The sequence below is a fragment of the Granulosicoccus antarcticus IMCC3135 genome (assembly GCF_002215215.1).
GTDB classification, from domain to species: Bacteria; Pseudomonadota; Gammaproteobacteria; order Granulosicoccales; family Granulosicoccaceae; genus Granulosicoccus; species Granulosicoccus antarcticus.
On sequence record NZ_CP018632.1, the window covers coordinates 6740625 to 6758994 of the forward strand.

Genomic DNA, 18370 nt, shown 5'->3' on the forward strand with positions numbered 1-18370 from the left:
GAATTCAGGGTTGGTGCCGATCCGAGATCAGAGCTTGCACTATTTCTGCCGTTTGCACGGCGCCTTGTGTATCAAGAGTTGAGCTTGTGACGGGTGAATCCTGTAATAAAAGCTTTTCCACCTGTGTTGCCAGCGATGCTCCGGACAAACTGTTCTCACTGATGGGCTGTGCCAGCCCCATCTCTTGCAGCCGAACAGCCCTGTCTGTCTGTTCGGTTTCGCCACTGGCACTGTAGGGCACCAGTATCGAACGACATTTGGCCTGCAGTATATCGCCCACGGTGTTGTAACCTGCCTGTGAAATGGACAGTCTTGCACTACAGAGTAAAGCCGGAAAATCCGGGCGAAACCGTTGTAGCGTGATATTGCCAGTTTTCTGGCTGGCGATTGCCGCATATTCATCATCCGGCATATTAGGTCCGGCAATGATGCACCATGAATATTTCTGTGACAGCTTCAAGGCCGCATCCAGCGAAGCGTGCACCAGCCTGGCCCCCACGGCTCCGCCGCCAGCGGACACCACGACATCAAAATGTTCTTTCGAGGGCTGCGGTCGCGGTGCACAGACCAGCCCTGTATAAACAAGCTTGTCAGCAATCTGCTTAGCGCACGAAAAGCTTTCATCCAGAGTTGCAAAATTCGGATCACCATGGACCAGCACCTTGTCAAAATGCTGTCTGATCATGCGTGCCGTCTCCTCATCGCGCTCAGGTTTGAGACGCTTTTGCAGGATGTCTCGCAATGAGCTCAGCAGTATCGGTTTAGGTTCAGTGGCTTCAATGGCCTCTATCAACGGCAGTAATTCAAAGCGTACCTGACGTCTGCCAAACGGAAACGCTTCGATAATCACGCATTCCGGTTGCAGCTGTCTGAACACTTGCAGTAATTGTTCGCAACGCCGAGCCCGATACTCATCATCAACCAGCTTGCCATCAGCATCCACCAGCTCGGCGAAATTGCCATTGCTCACCGCAATCGGTGGCAAGTTGACCTGTCGTACTCCGGGCAGCTCGAACCCACTGACGGGCAAGCCACCGGTGACCAGCGTTACATCCGAACCATTTTCCTGAAGTGCCATGGCAATTCTGCCCGCTCGCATCAGATGACCGATGCCAAGCAGGTGCTGCACATAGAATAATACCGGTGATCCTTGCCCTGTCGGCCTCACAGCGTCTTGTTCCACTGCTCTTCGAACAGGCCGACCAATTGCCGGATGCTGACATGATAATCCAGTGTACTTCTGACCTTCTCTTGCGCTGCCTGCCCTAGCCGGTCACGCAAGTCGGGAGCGCTGAAAACCCGTGCCAGCGCTGCGCTCAAGGCCTGCGCATCATCGGGTTCAACCAGCAAGGCGTTCTGTTCATCGGTAAACAATTCGGGAATGGCCGACACCCGCGTAGACACACACGGCAGGCCCTGACTGGCAGCCTCTACCAGCACATTCGGCAACCCGTCACGATCGCCGTCGTCAGCGATCCTACAGGCCAGAACAAACAGATCAGCTGATTGATAATTGGCAAGCACCTCACTCTGGTTGATAGCCCCAAGCCAGCTGATACGTTGATCGATGCCCAAGCTGCGTGCCTGTGCCTGAAGATTGACCAGCTCGGTACCCGCACCGATATGCACGAAACGCCAGTGCAGCTGCGCCGGCAGTCCGGCCAATGCATCCAGCAACGTATCGAAACCTTTTTTGCCAACGGCTCGTCCCACGCTGAGGATGACCACAGGCTCATCGGCTTTGCTTGCATCACGCAGTGAGGGTTGACGGTGGTACGACGGGAACCGATCCAGATCGATACCGTGGTAGCTCAGATGAACCGTCGCAGGATTCGGTGCCAGGCTCTGCAAATGGCGATGACCGATTTCTGTACAGGTGACAACCCAGCGGGCACTGGCCAACTTGTCAGCCAATTCTCGATCCGATGAGGTCCAGATGTCTTTTGCATGCGCCGAGACACTCCAGGGGATGCCCAGTATCTGACTGGCATAGGCGCCTACCGAGGCCGGAGTATGAATGAAATGTGCATGCAACCATTGCGTATCGGCAGGCCATTCAGCCGCTAATACAACTCCCTGACCAAATCTGCGGATACGATTGCGAGTTCGGTCATGCAGTAGGTCCGAGGCAAATTTTCTCAAGCTCGGGAAGAAGCCAAATTGGGTCATCACCTTGAAAAAACTGCGCAAGACCCGTCCGGGCTCTTGATGAAGATATTCAGGCAGATAGTTTACCGGTGCGCGAATCTCATCATGAACCGCATGCCGGGCATTGTCGGTAGGGTGGCGCAACGAGACAAGCTGCAACTCGATGCCTGCCTGCTCCAGCCCCAGGAGTTCCTGGGCGATAAACGTTTCAGACAAACGCGGGTAGCCTTTGAGCACCACCACCAGTTTGCGCGGTATCTGATTGATCATGCCTTGCTGACCCGTCCAATCTGCTCGATGCGATCGGACTGAAAATACTCTTCCACGATATCCGATATGCTGGTCAGGCCATCCATTTCGATGACGTTCAGCATTCGCTCTGATGGCCGCTGTCGTTGCGGCAGTGCTTTCAGGGCACGAGCCATCTGCACAGGATCATCAGCCTCCTCAGGCAGCAACATGTCCACCATATCCAGTTCGGCGGCCCGTTGCGTACGAATCAGCTGCTCCTCTCGTGGAACGGTACGAGGCACGATCAAGGCAGGCTTGTCAAAGGACAGAATCTCGCAGAAGGTATTGTAACCGCCCATGGAAACTACAGCCGTGGCACTGGCAATGAGCTCTTCCATTCTCGAATCAAAATTGATGATCTCGACAGATGCAAGAGCATTACCACGTGCAACGAATTCATCGCGTTCCTTACCCGGCATATAGGGACCCAGCACAATCAGGGTCTTGAAGGTCAGACTGGCATCGTGCTCGTAGGCGGCCATCACACCACGAATCAGCTCAACACCATCACCACCACCACCGGTAGTCACCAGTATGTAATCACCCTGCTGCTTGTTGTCCGACAGCTCGGCATGCAGGGCTTGTCGCTCCAGAAAACCGACAAAGCGGATCCTGTCGCGCAAGGACTGAGGTATATCCATGCCGATCATCGGATCGTAGAAATTCTCGGGACCGTAGACCCAGATCTGATCATAGAGAGCATCTATTTTTGGAATCAGTTCCTTGCGTTCCCATTCAGCAGCCAACAGAGCGGGTGAGTCCATGACATCACGTAAACCCAATACCAGCTGCGTATTACAGGTCTTCAAATAGGCCAGTGTCTCTGCCACCTCACCTTGTAAACCCATGGGCTCCTTGTCCACCAGAAATATATCCGGCCTGAACGTTTCTGCCGTATGACGAATGATGGATTCACGCATCCGGACCGTCTCACTCAGATCAATATGCTGGTCAAGTGATGTGTACTCGCCATTACGCAGCTTGATAACACTGGGGATTTTCACAAAATCAACGCGGGCACGAAAATCAAACGCACCGGCAATGGCAGAGCCCGAGATGATCAGCACACTGAGTCCACTGAAATTCTCGACCAGCGAATGTGCGATGGTTCGACAACGCCGCAGATGTCCCAGCCCGAAAGTATCGTGGCTGTACATGAGAATCCGCGCATCGTTCAACTGAGTCATGTTGCCGGCCCCGCCGTCAGACCGGTTTCAGATGTTTTCCTGCTGGTTATCATCATTGACACTCTAATCAAACCACTATTTATAGGGATCAGCGGCATCACGTAATCCATCACCCAGAAAATTGAACGCAAGGATAACCAGAACCACAGGCAACACCGGGTACAACAGCCATGGATACAAGGCGATGATGTTGATGCTGCGTGCTTCGGTCAAAAGTATGCCCCAACTGGTAATGGGTGGTCGTAATCCGATTCCCAGAAAACTCAGTGCCGTCTCACCCAGAATCATCCCTGGAATGATAAGCGTTGCACTGGCTATCAGGTGTGACATGAAACCCGGGATCAAGTGCCGTCCAATAATGCGTTTACTGCTGGCTCCCAGCAATTGTGCCGCAACAACATAGTCCTCTTCACGTAGCGACAGTAATTTTGAGCGTACGGCTCGAGCCAGCCCCGTCCAGTCCAGCAAGCCGAGGATGACCGTAATGCCGACATACACCAGAATCGGACTCCAGGTCAGCGGAATGATGGTGGCCAGCGCCATCCACAAGGGAATGCTGGGGATCGACTGCAGGACTTCCGTGATGCGCTGCACCAGCATGTCGAACAGGCCGCCACGATAGCCTGCGATGCCACCAATAATGATTCCCAGAATGAAACTCATCGTGACGCCGAAAATACCGATAGTCAGTGAAATTCTTGCCCCATAGATGGTTCGCGACAAGACATCTCGCCCGAGACGATCAGTACCCAGTAAAAACAACTGCCCACCCTCTGATGGACACACCAGATGCAGGTTCGCATCAAACAGGTTCCAGAATTTGTAAGAATCGCCTTGACAGAAAAACTGCAGTGGCTGCACATCGTCCTTGATGTCCGAGTAGTTACGCCGCAGGGTATTCATGTCCAGAGTCATCTGCTGCCCGTAGACATAGGGACCGACGAAACTGCCCTCGTGAAACCAATTCACCGACACCGGCGGTGCATAGATAAACTCGGTATGACGACTGTGCAGATTGTAAGGTGCCAGAAACTCGACAATCAGTATCGACAAATAGATGAACAGCAGGAAGATGCCCGACGCCAGTGCCAGTCGGTGCTGCCGGAAATACCACCACATCAAACGCAGCTGTGATGCATGGGCAACCGGACTTGCCTCCTGGTTGGCCCGATCAATGGAATCCGGATCGTAGGGTGCCTCGGAGACGAAGTGTTCCAGTGGTGCACCTGATTCTGGCAATGGTGACTTCATCGGTGACGCCCCGCACCAAAGCGAATACGCGGATCGAGCAAGGCCAGAGCGATATCGGATACCAGCACGCCAATCACGGTCAGAAATGCCAGAAACATGAGAAAGGAGCCGGCCAGATACATGTCCTGACTCTGCAAGGCTTTGATCAGCATGGGCCCTGTGGTTTCCAGCGACAGGACGATAGCTGTCACTTCAGCCCCAGAGATAACGGCTGGCAGAATCGAACCGATATCCGAGATGAAAAAATTCAAGGCCATGCGCAGTGGGTATCTGAGTAGAACTTTCAGCGGATGCAAGCCTTTTGCTTTGGCCGTCACCACATACTGCTTCTTGAGCTCATCCAGCAGGTTGGCACGTAGCCGACGCACCATACCGGCGGTACCTGCCGTGCCGATAATCAGCACCGGAATCCACAGGTGCTCGAGAATGGATACGAACTTGTCCCAGGACATGGGTTGATTGAGATAGGCGCGGTCCATCAGATGCCCGATGGATGTTCCAAACCAGATATTGGCCAGGTACATCATGACCAGAGCCAATATGAAATTAGGCACGGCAATGCCAATCATGCCGACAAACGTCAGTCCATAGTCCCCCCAGCTGTATTGATGGGTGGCCGAATAGATGCCGATGGGGAAGGCCAGCAACCAGGTGAAAACGATGGTTACAACCGAGACCAGTATCGTCAGCCAGAGCCGATCACCAACCACCTCGTTGACCGGCAAACGGTATTCGAAGGAGTATCCGAAATCCCCCACGAGCATGCCACTGACCCAATGGAAGTATCTGACTACCAGGGGCTGATCGAATCCATAGCGTTCCTTGAGCATTTCGATCTCGGCCAGATCGGCAGCCTCGCCCATGGCTCTGAGCTCGGACACATAGCTTTCAAAATAGTCGCCGGGGGGCAGCTCGATGATGATGAACACCAGAGCTGATATCAATACAAGTGTGGGGATCATGGTGATGATCCGCCAGAAGATGTAGCGAAGCATGCTCAGCTCTCCTTGTCCAGCCAGAAGGTATCGGGCATATAGGCACCGAAGTAACTGGTTGGCGCAAAGCCGAACAGACCTTTTTCCGGAAGATTATGCAGTCTTGCTGAACGTACAACCGGCTGCAGTGAACCATTGATGGTACCGATGCTGAATACCTGATCCGCATGAATCTTCAGCATATCCTCCCAGATCTGTGTGCGCTGCTCTGTGGAAGTTGTCAGCATCCAGTCATCCAGCAATTTTCCAAGTAACTGTACGTGATGCAATCGGGATGCGTGTCCCTGTGAATGTCCGGACATATGATACAAACCCCAGGCTGGCCATTGCAGTTGATCATCCGAGGTCGGTGCCAGCTCGCTGGGCGGCATGTCAGCTGAAGGCAGGCCATTGTCAAGGCCCTGAAAAACAGACATCATCACATCACCACCCATGATGCGGCTGCGAAAGATATCGCGCTGCGATGTTCTCACGAACAGCGCAATACCGATGTCTCGAAAATGATCAGTGATCAGCTCCAGCACATCGGTCTCCAGGGTGCTTTCCCCCGATGACTCGATCGTGATGTTGGCAGGCCGTCCATCAGGCAGCAGACGGATACCATTATCGCCGCGCTCTGTCAGGCCAATATAATCGAGCAGGCGGTTGGCATGTTTCGGCTCGTAAGTCGACCAGGCGGAAGCGTACTCAGGCTTGAACAGTGGACTCTCCGGCAGAATTGTATTGGCACTCTCATGCGCCAGGCCGTAGTAGATGACCTGATTGATTTCGCGTCGATTGATGGCCAGCGATAATGCGCGACGCATTCTGACATCACGAAACAGTGATCGCCAGGCACGGTCCCTGCAATTGAGGTTCGGGAACAAGGCCACACTCGAGCCGCGTGTGCGTTTCCACAATGACACCTTGAGAGGGAACCGCTGTTCAGCTTCCTTGATCAGGGTGTAGTCCGGCAAATCGATCCCGGCAGCCTGCAAGTCGGCTTCGCCGGTCGCACTCTTGGCGGCAATGATATCCGAGGTACTGACGTTCATGACCATACGGTCAACATAGGGCAGCTGGGTACCCTGCTCATCTACTCGATGAAAAAACGGATTACGTTCAAATACGAACTGCTCGGCCGGCGGCTGAGTCGTCGGTCGCCAGGCCTCCAGTGTTGGCAGCTCAGGATTATCAGGCCGGTTCTGACGTGACATCTTGCGATGCAAGCCCACCCAATCGTCTACGCGTTTCAGCTTAACCAAGGCCTTCAGCTTTTCGGCGCTCTGAAAGTTTGCATGAAACTGCTGCATATAGGCGGAAGGCAAGGCCAGCGTCAGAGGTATGGGCGCGGCCAGCTCGTGCAGGAACTGCGGCATGGGTAGGTCCCAGCTATAACGTACTGTTTGCGGATCCAGCACTTCGAACTTGGCCACGTTGCCATTGACCTTCAGGTTGACCGGTGGCCCGCCTCTGAGCAGCTCCTTGTTGAGCACGACATGGTTCCAGTAGTAACTGAAATCCTCTGCCGTGTAGTCACTACCGTCCGACCACTTGTGACCTTTGCGCAGATGCAGGGTAAAGACACGACCATTGTCGACCGTGAAGGACTCCAGAATATCGGGCGACAGGTTCAGATGTTCATCATAGCCCACCAGTCTGGAATAGCTGTTGATGGGCAGGTAGCGTATATCTCTTTGTCCGCCAATCAGCATCCGTAAAGTTCCGCCCTGCTGACCGAGCGTTCGGCCCTTGGCTTGCAGGTCGATGACACGAGGGTTGAGCGGCAAACGCCCCATCAACTCTGGTAGTTCACCCGCATCAATGCGCTTTTGCAGAAAGGCTGAATCCCTGGACGCAGCTTGCAGCCGAGTTGGCAGTGCGGCTGCTACCAGCATGCCCAGAACAGTACGCCGAGTGATCATGGCTTCAACTCCGAACGCTCAGCCGTTGAACGTGCCAATACGAAATGTTCGTTCCCCAGATCAATCGAGGACAAAGCGTGTTGCCCACCATCTGACTGGAATATCTCCGGCCACCATTGTTGGGATTCGGTACTACTGACTCCGGCAGCTGAAAAATCCAGCGGCCTCGCAAGGTCAGGGTATGGCACTGCGCTCATCAGCGCCTTGGTGTAAGGGTGTACCGGTGAATTCATGATGACATCTCGCGGTGCCATTTCGACAATCTTGCCCGCCCACATCACCGCCACCCTGTCAGCCATATAATCGATCACGGCCAGGTTGTGGGAAATAAACAAATAGGTCAGACCCATATCCTTTTGCAAGTCCTTCAGCAGATTGAGAATCTGCGCCTGCACGGACACATCCAGAGCCGATACCGGTTCGTCACAGATGATCAGGCTCGGTGCCACTGCCAGCGCCCGTGAAATTCCTACTCTCTGTCGCTGACCACCGGAGAAGCTGTGTGGATAGCGTTGCAGGGCGTCAACTCCTAGACCTACGGCATCCAGAAGCGCCATAGTTGCAATATTGCGCTGTTCCTTGTTGCCCCGCCCATGAATCTCGAAGGGTTCGCGCAATATGTTGCCTACCGTCATGCGCGGTGAAAGTGAAGAGATGGGATCCTGAAAAATCAGCTGGACCTTGGTCCGCAATTCCTGCAACTGTTCACCAGCTGCCTGCAAGACATTCACCGGACCACTGCCATCATCGAACATGACACTGCCCGTATCAGGCGAGATTGCGTGCATGAGAATCTTGCTCAAGGTTGACTTGCCACAACCACTCTCCCCCACCAGTCCAAGACACTCACCACGTCGGATATCAAAACTGACACCATCCACCGCCGGCACTGGCTTGTCCGAACCGCCCACTTGCCAGTCCTGTTTTTTGGTGATGAACGTCTTGCTGAGATTTTTCACAGACAGGATGACGTCAGGCGCTGCCTCAATCGGATTCTTTGGAGGGGCGACAAGTTTGTCAATCAGGTGCTCGGCATGAGTTTCAATCTCACGTAGCGGCTTCAAACGAGTATCGCGCGGCATTCCAAAATGGGGAATGGCCGACATCAATCCCTTCAGGTACGGATGCCGTGGTGAATTGAACAGAGGCTCAAGGGGACCGGCTTCCATGATCTCACCGTGGTAGATCACAGAGACCTCATCCGCCATATTGGCAACCACGCCCAGATCATGCGTAATCAACAGAATAGCCATGCCCAGGCGTGACTGGAGTTCACGCAGGAGTTTGAGTATCTGCGCCTGAATGGTGACATCCAGCGCCGTTGTCGGTTCGTCCGCAATCAGCAAGGCAGGCTCACAAACCAGGGCCATGGCGATCATGGTTCGCTGCCTCATACCGCCCGACAGTTCGAATGAATACATGTCGAACACGCTGGCCGGATTGTCGAACCCCACCAGACTGAGCATCTCTTCACAGCGCTGGCGCTGCTCTTTGACGGACAGATTAGTATGAATGCGAAGTACTTCACAAATCTGATCACCCACCGTATGCAGGGGTGAGAATGAGGTCATTGGTTCCTGAAAAATCATGCCAATGCGACGCCCACGTATGGAGCGAATCATTCGGCCATCACGAGGTAATTGCACCAGATCCAGATCCTCGCCCGAGCCTTCGGGGTCATTGAACAGCACCCGCCCTGTCACATTCGCCTGTTCGGGAGCCAGTCCCATGATGACCTGGCTGATAACGGATTTTCCAGAGCCGGACTCACCAACCAGTGCCGTCACCTTGCCTGGCAGTACACGCAGGCTGGCGCCTTTGACCGCTCTTACATTACCACCGGGTATCGGAATCGACACATGCAGGTCTTCGATACGCAGCAAGTCTTTACCGGAAGTCGGCTGATGCGACATATTTTTATTGGTCATTCATCAAACTGAGTACGTGATCCGAGCCAAGTTGCAAGACACGGCTTGGAAGACATGAAATCGGCAACGCTAACTGAAAATGAAACGATCAGATCTGTTTCGGGTTCCCATCGCTGTGCCTTACCGGTAAACGTGACGGCTACGAACATCTCGATGACAAGACGGACGGAGCACTGCCGACGCTGGGCTCACGATAACCCATATGCAGTGCTTCACGATAGTGAACACATAAAGAACGTCAGGTTCAGAGCGAAGTTGGCTGACCTCGTGACAGAGTGCTGGCAAGACCCTGAAGGGTTCATGCACCTCAAAGTGGCAGAAATATATTGCACTCTCGACAGGGCTGAGAGTGGATCTTGAAGCTGTGCGTGGATCTTCAGGAAACCGACCGCACTGAGTAATGTCCCATACTGCGAACAGACAACATTCGACAATCCGTGTCGGGGTAACTATGCCAGTGTGGGCCAATGATTGATTTAACCGAATTGAAAAGCCGCCTGAAAACGGCAGCCTCGCTGCGCGGCTCCGGACAGTACGAACAAGCCCGACAAATACTGGATACGCTGGCCGCTGATCCGACAATCAAACAATTGGGTCAGCAGACATCACTGGGCATGCCCAGACAATTGCAATCCGCTCTGTTGAAGCTGGCCAAGGCTGAAAAGGATGCCGTGCACAAAGCGGCCTATCAATACCATCTCGTGCCACCACCCGAGCTGTTGAACAAATATGCACAGTTCAGCAGCAGTGAGCGTCGCCATATTGCACAACTGGCTCGCGAACCCATTCCGCGCAACATTCATCAGATCTGGATTGGCTCAATGCCTCCCCCGGAGGGCTCTCGTGCCTGGGAACGACATGCCAGCCAGCACGACTATGCCTACAAGCTGTGGCGTGAGGAGGATTTGCGCGCTATCGGGGTGGAAGATAATCCGGTCTATCAGAAGCTGATCAGGATCGGCAATCTACCCGGTGCTGTCGATATTGCGCGATACATGATTCTGGAAAAACTCGGAGGTATCTACCTGGATTGCGATTGGTACCCTGCCCGCAACGATTTGAGCTTTGATGATCTGCTACCGATGAACGGGCTAACGGCGATGCCAGAAGATATTCCAAGAAATACCGGCAAAGGTGGCTTGCTGCTAGCCAATTCCATGTTGCTGGCACCCGCAGGACACCCGGTGTTCACACGCTTGCTCAAGGCTCTGAATGATGTCTGGAACGAACTGCCCGAAGCGCCTGTCTGGTGGACTACTGGTCCACTGATATTCACCCTCATGAGCCGCGGTGGTGCTGTGACACTGGCCGATGCCGCCTTTGTGGCAGGCTCACTGCCGCAGGAAACCCCACTGAACGAGGTTGATCACTGGTGTCAACAAGCACAACAGGACGATCTGGGCCTGCTATTGCTGTGGAAATCCTGGATCTGGTAGAGGCCGATTCTTCCCCAATCTGCCACGACCCGAGTTGCAGAACTTTTGATCTTGTTATGGGGAGCTTTCAAGCAGTTCGCTGGCCGCGATCCAGCGCACTGCAGGGTCATGGCTGGTAGCGACAAACAACTGCTCCAGAAACTGCCAGGCTTGCTCGTCGTGTACCAGATGATGGGTCAGCAAGCCAATCGGATTCTGCGGGTAACGCAACTGTGCAATGATCTCTGACACCAGTTCGCCCGTCGCACGTCCCCCACGAGTCTTTTTCCAGTCGATGATGTCGACCTGGGTATTGATCATGGGTATTGAGCTGTATTCCTGTTCAGCGAAGGTCGACAGCGCCTGAAAACCGATGTCGCCCAAGGCCGGAACCAGCTCACTGGAAATTCGATTCCAGGGCGGCACCAGCACCGGCAGAAACTGCTCACCATAATCGCCCGACAGTTGCTTGAATCCACGTCTGAGCTCCGCAAGCACTTCGGACGAGGACCTGTGCGACCCCAGCTCCTGTTTCTTCTCATTGGCCGGCGCATGATTGTGATGCGACCAACCATGCACCGCAACGCTGACTTGCCTGGCAGATTCCAGCCTTAGCCGCAACTCTGCAGTTGCCATGGCCGGAATCACCGCCAGACTCAACGGTATGGCGTGCGCCTCAGCCAATGCCAGAAGACGATCCAGCGCCTCACCGGGCTCCACCGCATCGTCGTCACGTAACCAGAAACGTACCGGTTTGCTTGACTCCGGCAACTGCTGCAATGCTTCGGACAGTCGTTCCATGTTTGTATTGCTGCTCATGACAGGTTTCCAACAGTATGTTGCAGAATATCGTTCAAGCTCACACTGGCCAGCTCTTCTGTGTGCTCGCGCTGAACGTAGGCGGCGGCGGAATCAGCCATCGTGAGACGTAGCTTTTCATCCGACAGCAACTGTTCAATGGCCGCCGCATAGGCCTGATCATCGCCTGCCGGTGTCAGAAATCCACTGACACCCTCATCAATCACTTCGGGTACGCCGGCGGTCTTGAATGCCACCACCGGTAGAGCGGCGGCCTGAGCTTCCAGGTAGGCCAGTCCATAAGCTTCGCCACAGCCGGGCCAGACATACAGTGAACTACGGGCGAATAACGCCGCAATATCAGTACGCCCGAGCAAGCCATGCCAGGTGATTCGCTCATCGGGGATGGCGTTGAACAGCTCCCGCACGGCTTGCTGCAGATTGCCATCACCCACGATGGATAACGTCCAGGGCAGATGTAACAAGGACTCAAGCGCGGCGGCCAGCCTGGCGTAGCTGTCAAACTTGTCGCCGGCTCGCATCATGGCCACCGTTACCAGATGCCCCGGCTCGGCCGCCGGTGTCTGACGAGTGAAATCGCTGGCATCGATAAAGGGTCGCATGCTGGCTAGTCGAACCCTGGATGAGGCCGCCTCCAGCCCCAGCCGATCTCTTTGTGTGAAGCAGATATTCACGGCAGCACGTTCCAGCGAACTCAGCACATACGCCTGTGTATCGGCCCATATGCCCTTCGATCGGCGCGGAGAATGAGCGGCCTCAGCTGTCACGTAGGCAACATTGAAAGTCTGGCACAACTCGGGGCCTATCAGATCAGGTGACTTGAAATAGGGGTGATAGCAGAACCAGACATCCGGTGCACCTTCTTGCTTCCAGATCTCTGACAAGCGGTGTACTTCCGATTGTGCCTGCTCCTGCAATTGTATTTTGTCAGACTCATTATCAGCATCGCGCAAAAAGGCTCGCAATGTTGATGCGGTATCCACCTGATGCCCCATGCGACTCAGACAGTTCATCAGCAATCGAGCCATCAGCCGGTCGCCTGAAGGCACAGGGTGTGTCGCAGGTTTCAAGGGAGAATAGAAGGCGATCTTGTACACGTGGACTCCAGGTCTTCTGATCGATTCTTTAGGAACTGTCGAATGTCGGGGTTCGTGAATTACTCGATCAGCACTCGACTATTCATGAAACAGTCCAGGCCAACAGGCAGGTTAGGGATTGTGAAATGATAGGTAATTGTTTCACGATCCCTTAACGCTTCATGCCGATTCTACAGAACGATTGACGTTAAACTGATTCATTGCGTACTGTCCTGCAGCCTGTCGCCCATGAAGCTAACACACGCCTTTCCCCTGACCTGCCACACAGGCAGTAGTTCCGCCCATGGAGACATCCGTCATGCCCCCGTGTGAACTGCCCGGGGTTGCCGTCATCGCTGATGCGCATTTTCATGCTATTGACAGCGATTATGATCTGCCAGCGACTGTATTCAATGGCCAGTCTGCCACCTTGCGAAGCTGGATCGATACCCGTCGCTCATCCCGGGTTTTCAATGAAAGTGGTGCCGCACTGAAAGCTGCGCTGAAAGACATCGCAGATCGAGGCATTCGTCACATTGTGCTGTTAGGCGATTACACCGATGACGGACAGCTAGAAGCCACCCAGCGACTGGTGCAGCTGCTGCAGTTGTATCAAGATCGATACAGCATGCAGTTCTACGCTATCCCCGGCAACCATGATTGCTACGGACCGGTGGGCAAACACCAGTCAACCCGATTTACCAGCACACCGGGCAACACGGTTCTGGTGACCAGTGATCCGGAGGTCGCAGCGAGCGAAAGCGACACATCGGTTCTGACGCGCAAGATGTACTGTGACGGTGCCCCTGCAGGCTTGTTGCCGATGCGCGAATTCGGGTTGTGCAGACAAGATGGATACCTGCATTGGGAAAGCCCTTTCGGACTCGATGACAGCTTCGCCTCGCGACGCTACGAGGCTCATTCTGCCGACGGTGGAACAGTCCGCTCACTGATAGATGCCTCCTATCTGGTCGAACCCGAACCAGGCCTGTGGCTGTTGATGATCGATGCCAATGTTTTCGAGCCCCGTAATGGACAACGGGAAATCACTCGAAAAAAAGCCTTTTTCGACAGCAGTGATGCCGGCTGGAATGCAGTCCTGCGTTGCAAGCCACATTTGATTACCTGGATCAGCGATGTCAGCAAACGTGCGCGCCAACTCGGCAAAGCCCTGCTGAGTTTCTCCCACTATCCGGCCATGGATGCTTTTGATGATTGGAGTCTGAGCGAAAGCAGACTCTTCGGCCAGACAGAAACCTTGCGTCGACGCCCAGACAAGCAAGTCGCCGAGACTTTACTGGAGGTGGGGCTCAGATTGCACCTGGGTGGTCATCTGCATATCAATGGTAAATCGACCTGCAATATCGGCAATCAACAGTTTACCGATATTGCAGTGCCTTCCCTGGCGGCTTTCCCACCGGCCTACAAGAGCCTTCACGCCACAGCTGAGCGATGCAGAGTCGAGACCATTTCGCTCAATTCACTCGCCCTCGATCCGTGGCTGCTGGGTTGTTACCGAGCTGAAAACGATGCCTTGAAGCGTTCACAGGATCGTGCGCTGGATGCATTGAACTACGGTGATTTTCTGTACAAAAGGATGTATTCGCGTGTCGCGCAAAGCTATCTACCTAAAGAATGGCCGACAGACATTGCCGGCGAACTGGAGGGCCGGAACGTGGCTGATCTGGCGAGCTTTCTGATCGCCCAACGCCGCGGCGCCCGACGCAACGGCGCCCGACAACTCGGCGCTCAACATGACGGCATTCCAGCTATCGATACCCAGTACGCCGCCGAGCTCAAATCCTTAAGTATCGCCCACTCGCTGGACATCGACGTATTTCAGGATTGCTCGATAATGGATCTGATTGTCGACTGGTACTGCCTGCGTCACGCAGGTCATCAGGCAGCCAGCTTTTCCCCTCTGCAGCGATTGAATCTCTATCGGTTTCTGGCACAGGAATTCGGCGATCTGCAATCAGTGGAAAATAATCCCACCGCTGCTTTCTTTCATGTTTTTCTAGGCGTCCTGCAGCAGTCCCTGCAGCGGCTTGAACCTGCAGGCTCGATGACTGATTTCATCGAACTGCGCCCTTGAAGTCCTGCGTGGCTAGTAGTCCAACCATTGTGTTTCGCAAGTCTTCAGGGGATGCCAAGAGATAACCCGGACTAAGGGATCGTGAAATAATCCCTAAAGAACGACACCAGCATGTATCAGTCACTATCAGCTTCATGTGCCTTGCCGCCCATGCAGGGAGGTGACTCAGGGACATCTCCGCCCCGCTCGCTCCATTCTGCAGAGGTATAGGTATGCATGGACAGTGCATGGATATCATTCTTCAACTGCTCTGCCAACAGTTTATTGATGGTGCGATGACGACCGATCAGATTCTTGCCATCAAACTCATTACTCACAACCACCAGCTTGAAGTGACTTTCAGAGCCGGCAGGCACATTGTGCATATGGCTTTCGTTGATAACGTCCAGCACGGTAGGTGCTAGAGCCTCCACCAGAATGTCATTGATTACGGTTGCTACTTTCATTCGACAGATTCCTCATTTTATCTGCCCATGATAACGCCTGACTTCAATCAGCGGTGCATGAGCGATAGGGTATGCAAAGCCTGCTCATGATGATTGCCGAAAATTACCTGACCCTCAAACATGCAACCAGATTCCAGGCCTCAGACAGCCATTATCAGATGGCAGGTGGAGGTGGAGCAGGAGGAGCACTCGCGGGCAACTGCTGAACAGTCATATGCGGGAACGGGATACCCCAGTTTTCCTCGGTACACACCTTCACACACGCCTGCTGAATCATCCGCTCTATCTTGAACAAGCCGGTGACGGCAGAGCTCTGCATAGTCACGTAAATCCAGAAATCCAGTGACGAGGCACCCGCCGCCTTGAACTCGACCTGAACCTGTTTGAGCGACTGCTTGTAGTCACTGTGCATAATGGCGTATTCGATAGCCTCTCGTAAACGCGGGGCAACCGTGCTCAGGCTGATGTCCTGCAATTGATAGTCGATACCAAATACTGCAGGTATGGCATAAGTCTCCCCTCGGGACAGGTTTTCAAAGGTCCAGCGATAGAACTCATTCGAGGGTACGGAGGTGATGCTACCGCCGCCACTTTGCAATTCAATCACCTCGGGCGTCAAACGCACGACCTGTCGAAACAAGCCGTTATCAAGCAGGAGATAGTCGTTCTTGCTGGCAGGAAACCATGGCTCCTTGCCTGCGGGTCGTGATACCAGCTCCCCCATCTGTTTGAGCGGTAGCCTTACGACGCCGGTAAGTTCTGGGTTACGCAGCACCGAATGCACATTGAGCGATACGACCTGCCAGGGCAGACCGTTGTACATGACGCGCTCATTCTCTCTGATACTGCCCAGATCCAGCAGTAATCGCGCCTCATGATAGAAACGCGGAACAGCCTGACGCAGGCCAAGAGCCAGCCCCACCACGGCAATGATGGCAAGTCCCAACAGCAGCATGTCGCCACGCACGTAGAACACTGCCACCACCACCACTAGCACAATCATGAAGGAGACGGCACGAAACACATATTGAGCCAGGCGTTTGCGAGTCCTGAAATCCGGGTGGTCGGCAAAGGCGCGCTTGGTCAGGATCAGGTTGAACAGGCCTCTGAGTCCATGCCAGACAACGACGGCAAAACAGAATGCCAGAAACAGTGTCAGCCCGCGTCCCTTGATGAACTCAAGCAGGCCACTCTTCGCACTATTCCACCATTTCGTATCCGAATTTTGCAGCTCGTTAAGTTGTAGCTTGGCAAGCTTGGTTTTCTGATCGTTATCCGATAGTCGACGCTTCCATGATTTTCTGATCGAGCCAAGTGATGCCTGCAAATCGGGCTGCCCAATTGCCTCAAGCTCTGCATCAATATTCTCCATGGCCATCACGATTGCCTCTCGCTGCTTTGACAAGCGTTCAACCGAGGTCAGCAAACTACTGATCCGGCGAGGCTTTTCGGTCAGTGCCTTGAGATTGTCGACGATGGGCATGAGAATTTGCGACAACTCTACTTGCCAGTCAAATCCGGCTTCCTCTTCGTTGAACACAGAGGTGTCCACAGAACCGATGGCTGATTGCTCTAATGATTTGCGTAACTGCTTCAAATCAGCTGTCAGCTCATCCAGCTGTTGCTGGACACCACTCAGCGAGGAGGCATCAGCACTCTTGAACTCATTGCGAAGTTCCTGCTGGGCATCAAGGTTCGCCTGAATCAGTGCCTGGATGGTCTCAAGGCTACTAATTGCTTCCGGTGAAGCCACCAGAGGTGAATCAATACTGGGGGCCTCCTCTGCTGCGGCTAACACCGGTGGTGGCGCTTCGACAGCCTGGGAGAACACGACTGGGGACCACAGCTGGCAAAGCAGAAAAACAAGGCAGACAACCCAGGCAGGTCGAGTATTTCCTGTGTGCTGTCGACTCGATAACGGTGAACCCGCCGAAGTTACAATCGTCATCATTTTTGCCAAATACAATAAGACACAGACATTAGCATCACCTTCGGTTTTTCTTGTCGACTCATCATTTCATGAATGCAGCCGCCATGCCGGCGCACTACCGGCGGAGTGATGCCGTAGAGTACGTTGCCCGAAGAATTGCTCCAGCTGCTCGTACACTTCAGGAAATACAGCATGAAGCTGGCCAGGAGCCTCAAAGAAGTACTCACTACAGACTGCAAAGAATTCCGCAGGACTTGTCGCGGCATAGGCATCAATGGCCGCAGGCAATCCCCTGTCAAGTTGCCAGTTCAAGGTATCGAAGGCACTCTGAAGATCTAGAGACCATTGCCGTGACGACAAGTTCGGCGGCATCGGCGGAAAGCCATTGACAACGCCATTCACGCCATCAAGTTTATGTGCGAATTCGTGCAGGATGACATTACCGCCGGGCCGTGGTTGCAGCACATCTGACCACGCCAGAACCACAGGGCCGTTCAACCAGGCCTCACCGGCCAGAGTTCGCCCACCAGCATGAACGACACCAGCCTGATCAATATGCCGATGCGGCGAGAGAAAGGCATCCGGGTACACGATAATCGAATGCAACGCCCGGTAATCCAGATGCGGCAGATCAAGCGTCAGCAGACAGGCATGCAAGGCAATCTGCAAACGTATGCCATCATCCAGCACCATGCCCCGTGCCGCCTCAAATGATTTGGTCTGCAAAAAACGCTCGGCGGCCAGCTTCAGCCTTGCCAGCGCATCTCGGTCCAGATGGAGCACTGCCGGACTGCGCGCCACTATCTGTTGCCAAAGCTGCTCCGTGACCGGAGGATCAACTACCCGACGGCCCCTGAAAAGATCTTTGTACCACGGCATCTACTA

At 54.0% G+C, this 18370-nt stretch carries 14 protein-coding genes; 2 read left to right on the forward strand and 12 right to left on the reverse strand.

Translation table 11 applies throughout. The annotated features are described in order from the left end of the window. Nucleotides 1-4: 4 nt before the first annotated feature. The 7 genes from IMCC3135_RS29180 to IMCC3135_RS29210 form a co-directional block, all read right to left on the reverse strand. Nucleotides 5-1183, reverse strand: coding sequence for a glycosyltransferase family protein (locus tag IMCC3135_RS29180; RefSeq protein ID WP_205737770.1), 1179 nt, complete (start codon nucleotides 1181-1183; stop codon nucleotides 5-7). Continuing rightward, nucleotides 1165-2418, reverse strand: a complete 1254-nt coding sequence (locus IMCC3135_RS29185; protein WP_088920790.1) for a glycosyltransferase family 4 protein — start codon at nucleotides 2416-2418, stop codon at nucleotides 1165-1167. The genes IMCC3135_RS29180 and IMCC3135_RS29185 overlap by 19 nt, the downstream gene beginning before the upstream one ends. Further along, complete coding sequence (locus tag IMCC3135_RS29190) at nucleotides 2415-3626, reverse strand: glycosyltransferase family protein (protein ID WP_088920791.1); 1212 nt, start codon at nucleotides 3624-3626, stop codon at nucleotides 2415-2417. Before IMCC3135_RS29190 ends, IMCC3135_RS29185 begins: the two co-directional genes overlap by 4 nt. A gap of 75 nt (nucleotides 3627-3701) precedes the next feature. Continuing rightward, a complete protein-coding gene (locus IMCC3135_RS29195; protein WP_088920792.1) occupies nucleotides 3702-4877 on the reverse strand; it encodes an ABC transporter permease in 1176 nt (391 codons plus the stop codon). Continuing rightward, nucleotides 4874-5872 (reverse strand): ABC transporter permease, encoded by a 999-nt coding sequence (locus IMCC3135_RS29200; protein ID WP_088920793.1) that lies wholly within the window; start codon nucleotides 5870-5872, stop codon nucleotides 4874-4876. Before IMCC3135_RS29200 ends, IMCC3135_RS29195 begins: the two co-directional genes overlap by 4 nt. Nucleotides 5873-5874: 2 nt before the next feature. Beyond that, entirely contained in the window at nucleotides 5875-7776 is a 1902-nt protein-coding gene (locus IMCC3135_RS29205; protein WP_088920794.1) for an ABC transporter substrate-binding protein, read from the reverse strand. Next, the gene (locus IMCC3135_RS29210) at nucleotides 7773-9704 is read right to left on the reverse strand and encodes a dipeptide ABC transporter ATP-binding protein (protein ID WP_205737771.1); all 1932 of its coding nucleotides are present in this window, start codon (nucleotides 9702-9704) and stop codon (nucleotides 7773-7775) included. Before IMCC3135_RS29210 ends, IMCC3135_RS29205 begins: the two co-directional genes overlap by 4 nt. 467 nt (nucleotides 9705-10171) lie before the next feature. Between IMCC3135_RS29210 and IMCC3135_RS29215 the strand changes: the two genes are divergently transcribed. Continuing rightward, the gene (locus tag IMCC3135_RS29215; RefSeq protein ID WP_088920795.1) at nucleotides 10172-11140 is read left to right on the forward strand and encodes a glycosyltransferase family 32 protein; all 969 of its coding nucleotides are present in this window, start codon (nucleotides 10172-10174) and stop codon (nucleotides 11138-11140) included. 54 nt (nucleotides 11141-11194) lie between these two features. On the opposite strand, the gene IMCC3135_RS29220 is transcribed toward IMCC3135_RS29215, so the two are convergent. Beyond that, nucleotides 11195-11938, reverse strand: a complete 744-nt coding sequence (locus IMCC3135_RS29220; protein WP_088920796.1) for a polysaccharide deacetylase family protein — start codon at nucleotides 11936-11938, stop codon at nucleotides 11195-11197. Next, nucleotides 11935-13035, reverse strand: coding sequence for a glycosyltransferase family 4 protein (locus tag IMCC3135_RS29225; protein WP_205737772.1), 1101 nt, complete (start codon nucleotides 13033-13035; stop codon nucleotides 11935-11937). Before IMCC3135_RS29225 ends, IMCC3135_RS29220 begins: the two co-directional genes overlap by 4 nt. Before the next feature lie 298 nt (nucleotides 13036-13333). Between IMCC3135_RS29225 and IMCC3135_RS29230 the strand changes: the two genes are divergently transcribed. Continuing rightward, nucleotides 13334-15109 (forward strand): metallophosphoesterase family protein, encoded by a 1776-nt coding sequence (locus tag IMCC3135_RS29230; protein WP_157736346.1) that lies wholly within the window; start codon nucleotides 13334-13336, stop codon nucleotides 15107-15109. Between the two features lie 116 nt (nucleotides 15110-15225). Here the strand turns inward: IMCC3135_RS29230 and IMCC3135_RS29235 are convergent, their stop codons facing one another. From IMCC3135_RS29235 to IMCC3135_RS29245, 3 genes are all read right to left on the reverse strand, one after another. Beyond that, nucleotides 15226-15555 (reverse strand): BolA family protein, encoded by a 330-nt coding sequence (locus IMCC3135_RS29235; RefSeq protein ID WP_088920799.1) that lies wholly within the window; start codon nucleotides 15553-15555, stop codon nucleotides 15226-15228. Between the two features lie 154 nt (nucleotides 15556-15709). Continuing rightward, on the reverse strand, nucleotides 15710-17386 hold the full coding sequence (locus IMCC3135_RS29240) for a mechanosensitive ion channel domain-containing protein (RefSeq protein ID WP_157736347.1): 1677 nt from the start codon (nucleotides 17384-17386) through the stop codon (nucleotides 15710-15712). Between the two features lie 186 nt (nucleotides 17387-17572). Continuing rightward, nucleotides 17573-18364: a M90 family metallopeptidase gene (locus tag IMCC3135_RS29245; protein WP_088920801.1), complete on the reverse strand. Its 792-nt coding sequence runs from the start codon at nucleotides 18362-18364 to the stop codon at nucleotides 17573-17575. Nucleotides 18365-18370: the final 6 nt, after the last annotated feature.

What these genes read in the sequence shown, in the direction of transcription:
- IMCC3135_RS29185 (WP_088920790.1), bottom strand. Translation starts at nt 2,418, where the DNA reads ATGATCAATCAGATACCGCGCAAACTGGTGGTGGTGCTCAAAGGCTAC.
- IMCC3135_RS29190 (WP_088920791.1), bottom strand. Translation starts at nt 3,626, where the DNA reads ATGACTCAGTTGAACGATGCGCGGATTCTCATGTACAGCCACGATACT.
- IMCC3135_RS29195 (WP_088920792.1), bottom strand. Translation starts at nt 4,877, where the DNA reads ATGAAGTCACCATTGCCAGAATCAGGTGCACCACTGGAACACTTCGTC.
- IMCC3135_RS29200 (WP_088920793.1), bottom strand. Translation starts at nt 5,872, where the DNA reads ATGCTTCGCTACATCTTCTGGCGGATCATCACCATGATCCCCACACTT.
- IMCC3135_RS29205 (WP_088920794.1), bottom strand. Translation starts at nt 7,776, where the DNA reads ATGATCACTCGGCGTACTGTTCTGGGCATGCTGGTAGCAGCCGCACTG.
- IMCC3135_RS29210 (WP_205737771.1), bottom strand. Translation starts at nt 9,704, where the DNA reads ATGACCAATAAAAATATGTCGCATCAGCCGACTTCCGGTAAAGACTTG.
- IMCC3135_RS29215 (WP_088920795.1), top strand. Translation starts at nt 10,172, where the DNA reads ATGATTGATTTAACCGAATTGAAAAGCCGCCTGAAAACGGCAGCCTCG.
- IMCC3135_RS29220 (WP_088920796.1), bottom strand. Translation starts at nt 11,938, where the DNA reads ATGAGCAGCAATACAAACATGGAACGACTGTCCGAAGCATTGCAGCAG.
- IMCC3135_RS29230 (WP_157736346.1), top strand. Translation starts at nt 13,334, where the DNA reads ATGCCCCCGTGTGAACTGCCCGGGGTTGCCGTCATCGCTGATGCGCAT.
- IMCC3135_RS29235 (WP_088920799.1), bottom strand. Translation starts at nt 15,555, where the DNA reads ATGAAAGTAGCAACCGTAATCAATGACATTCTGGTGGAGGCTCTAGCA.
- IMCC3135_RS29245 (WP_088920801.1), bottom strand. Translation starts at nt 18,364, where the DNA reads ATGCCGTGGTACAAAGATCTTTTCAGGGGCCGTCGGGTAGTTGATCCT.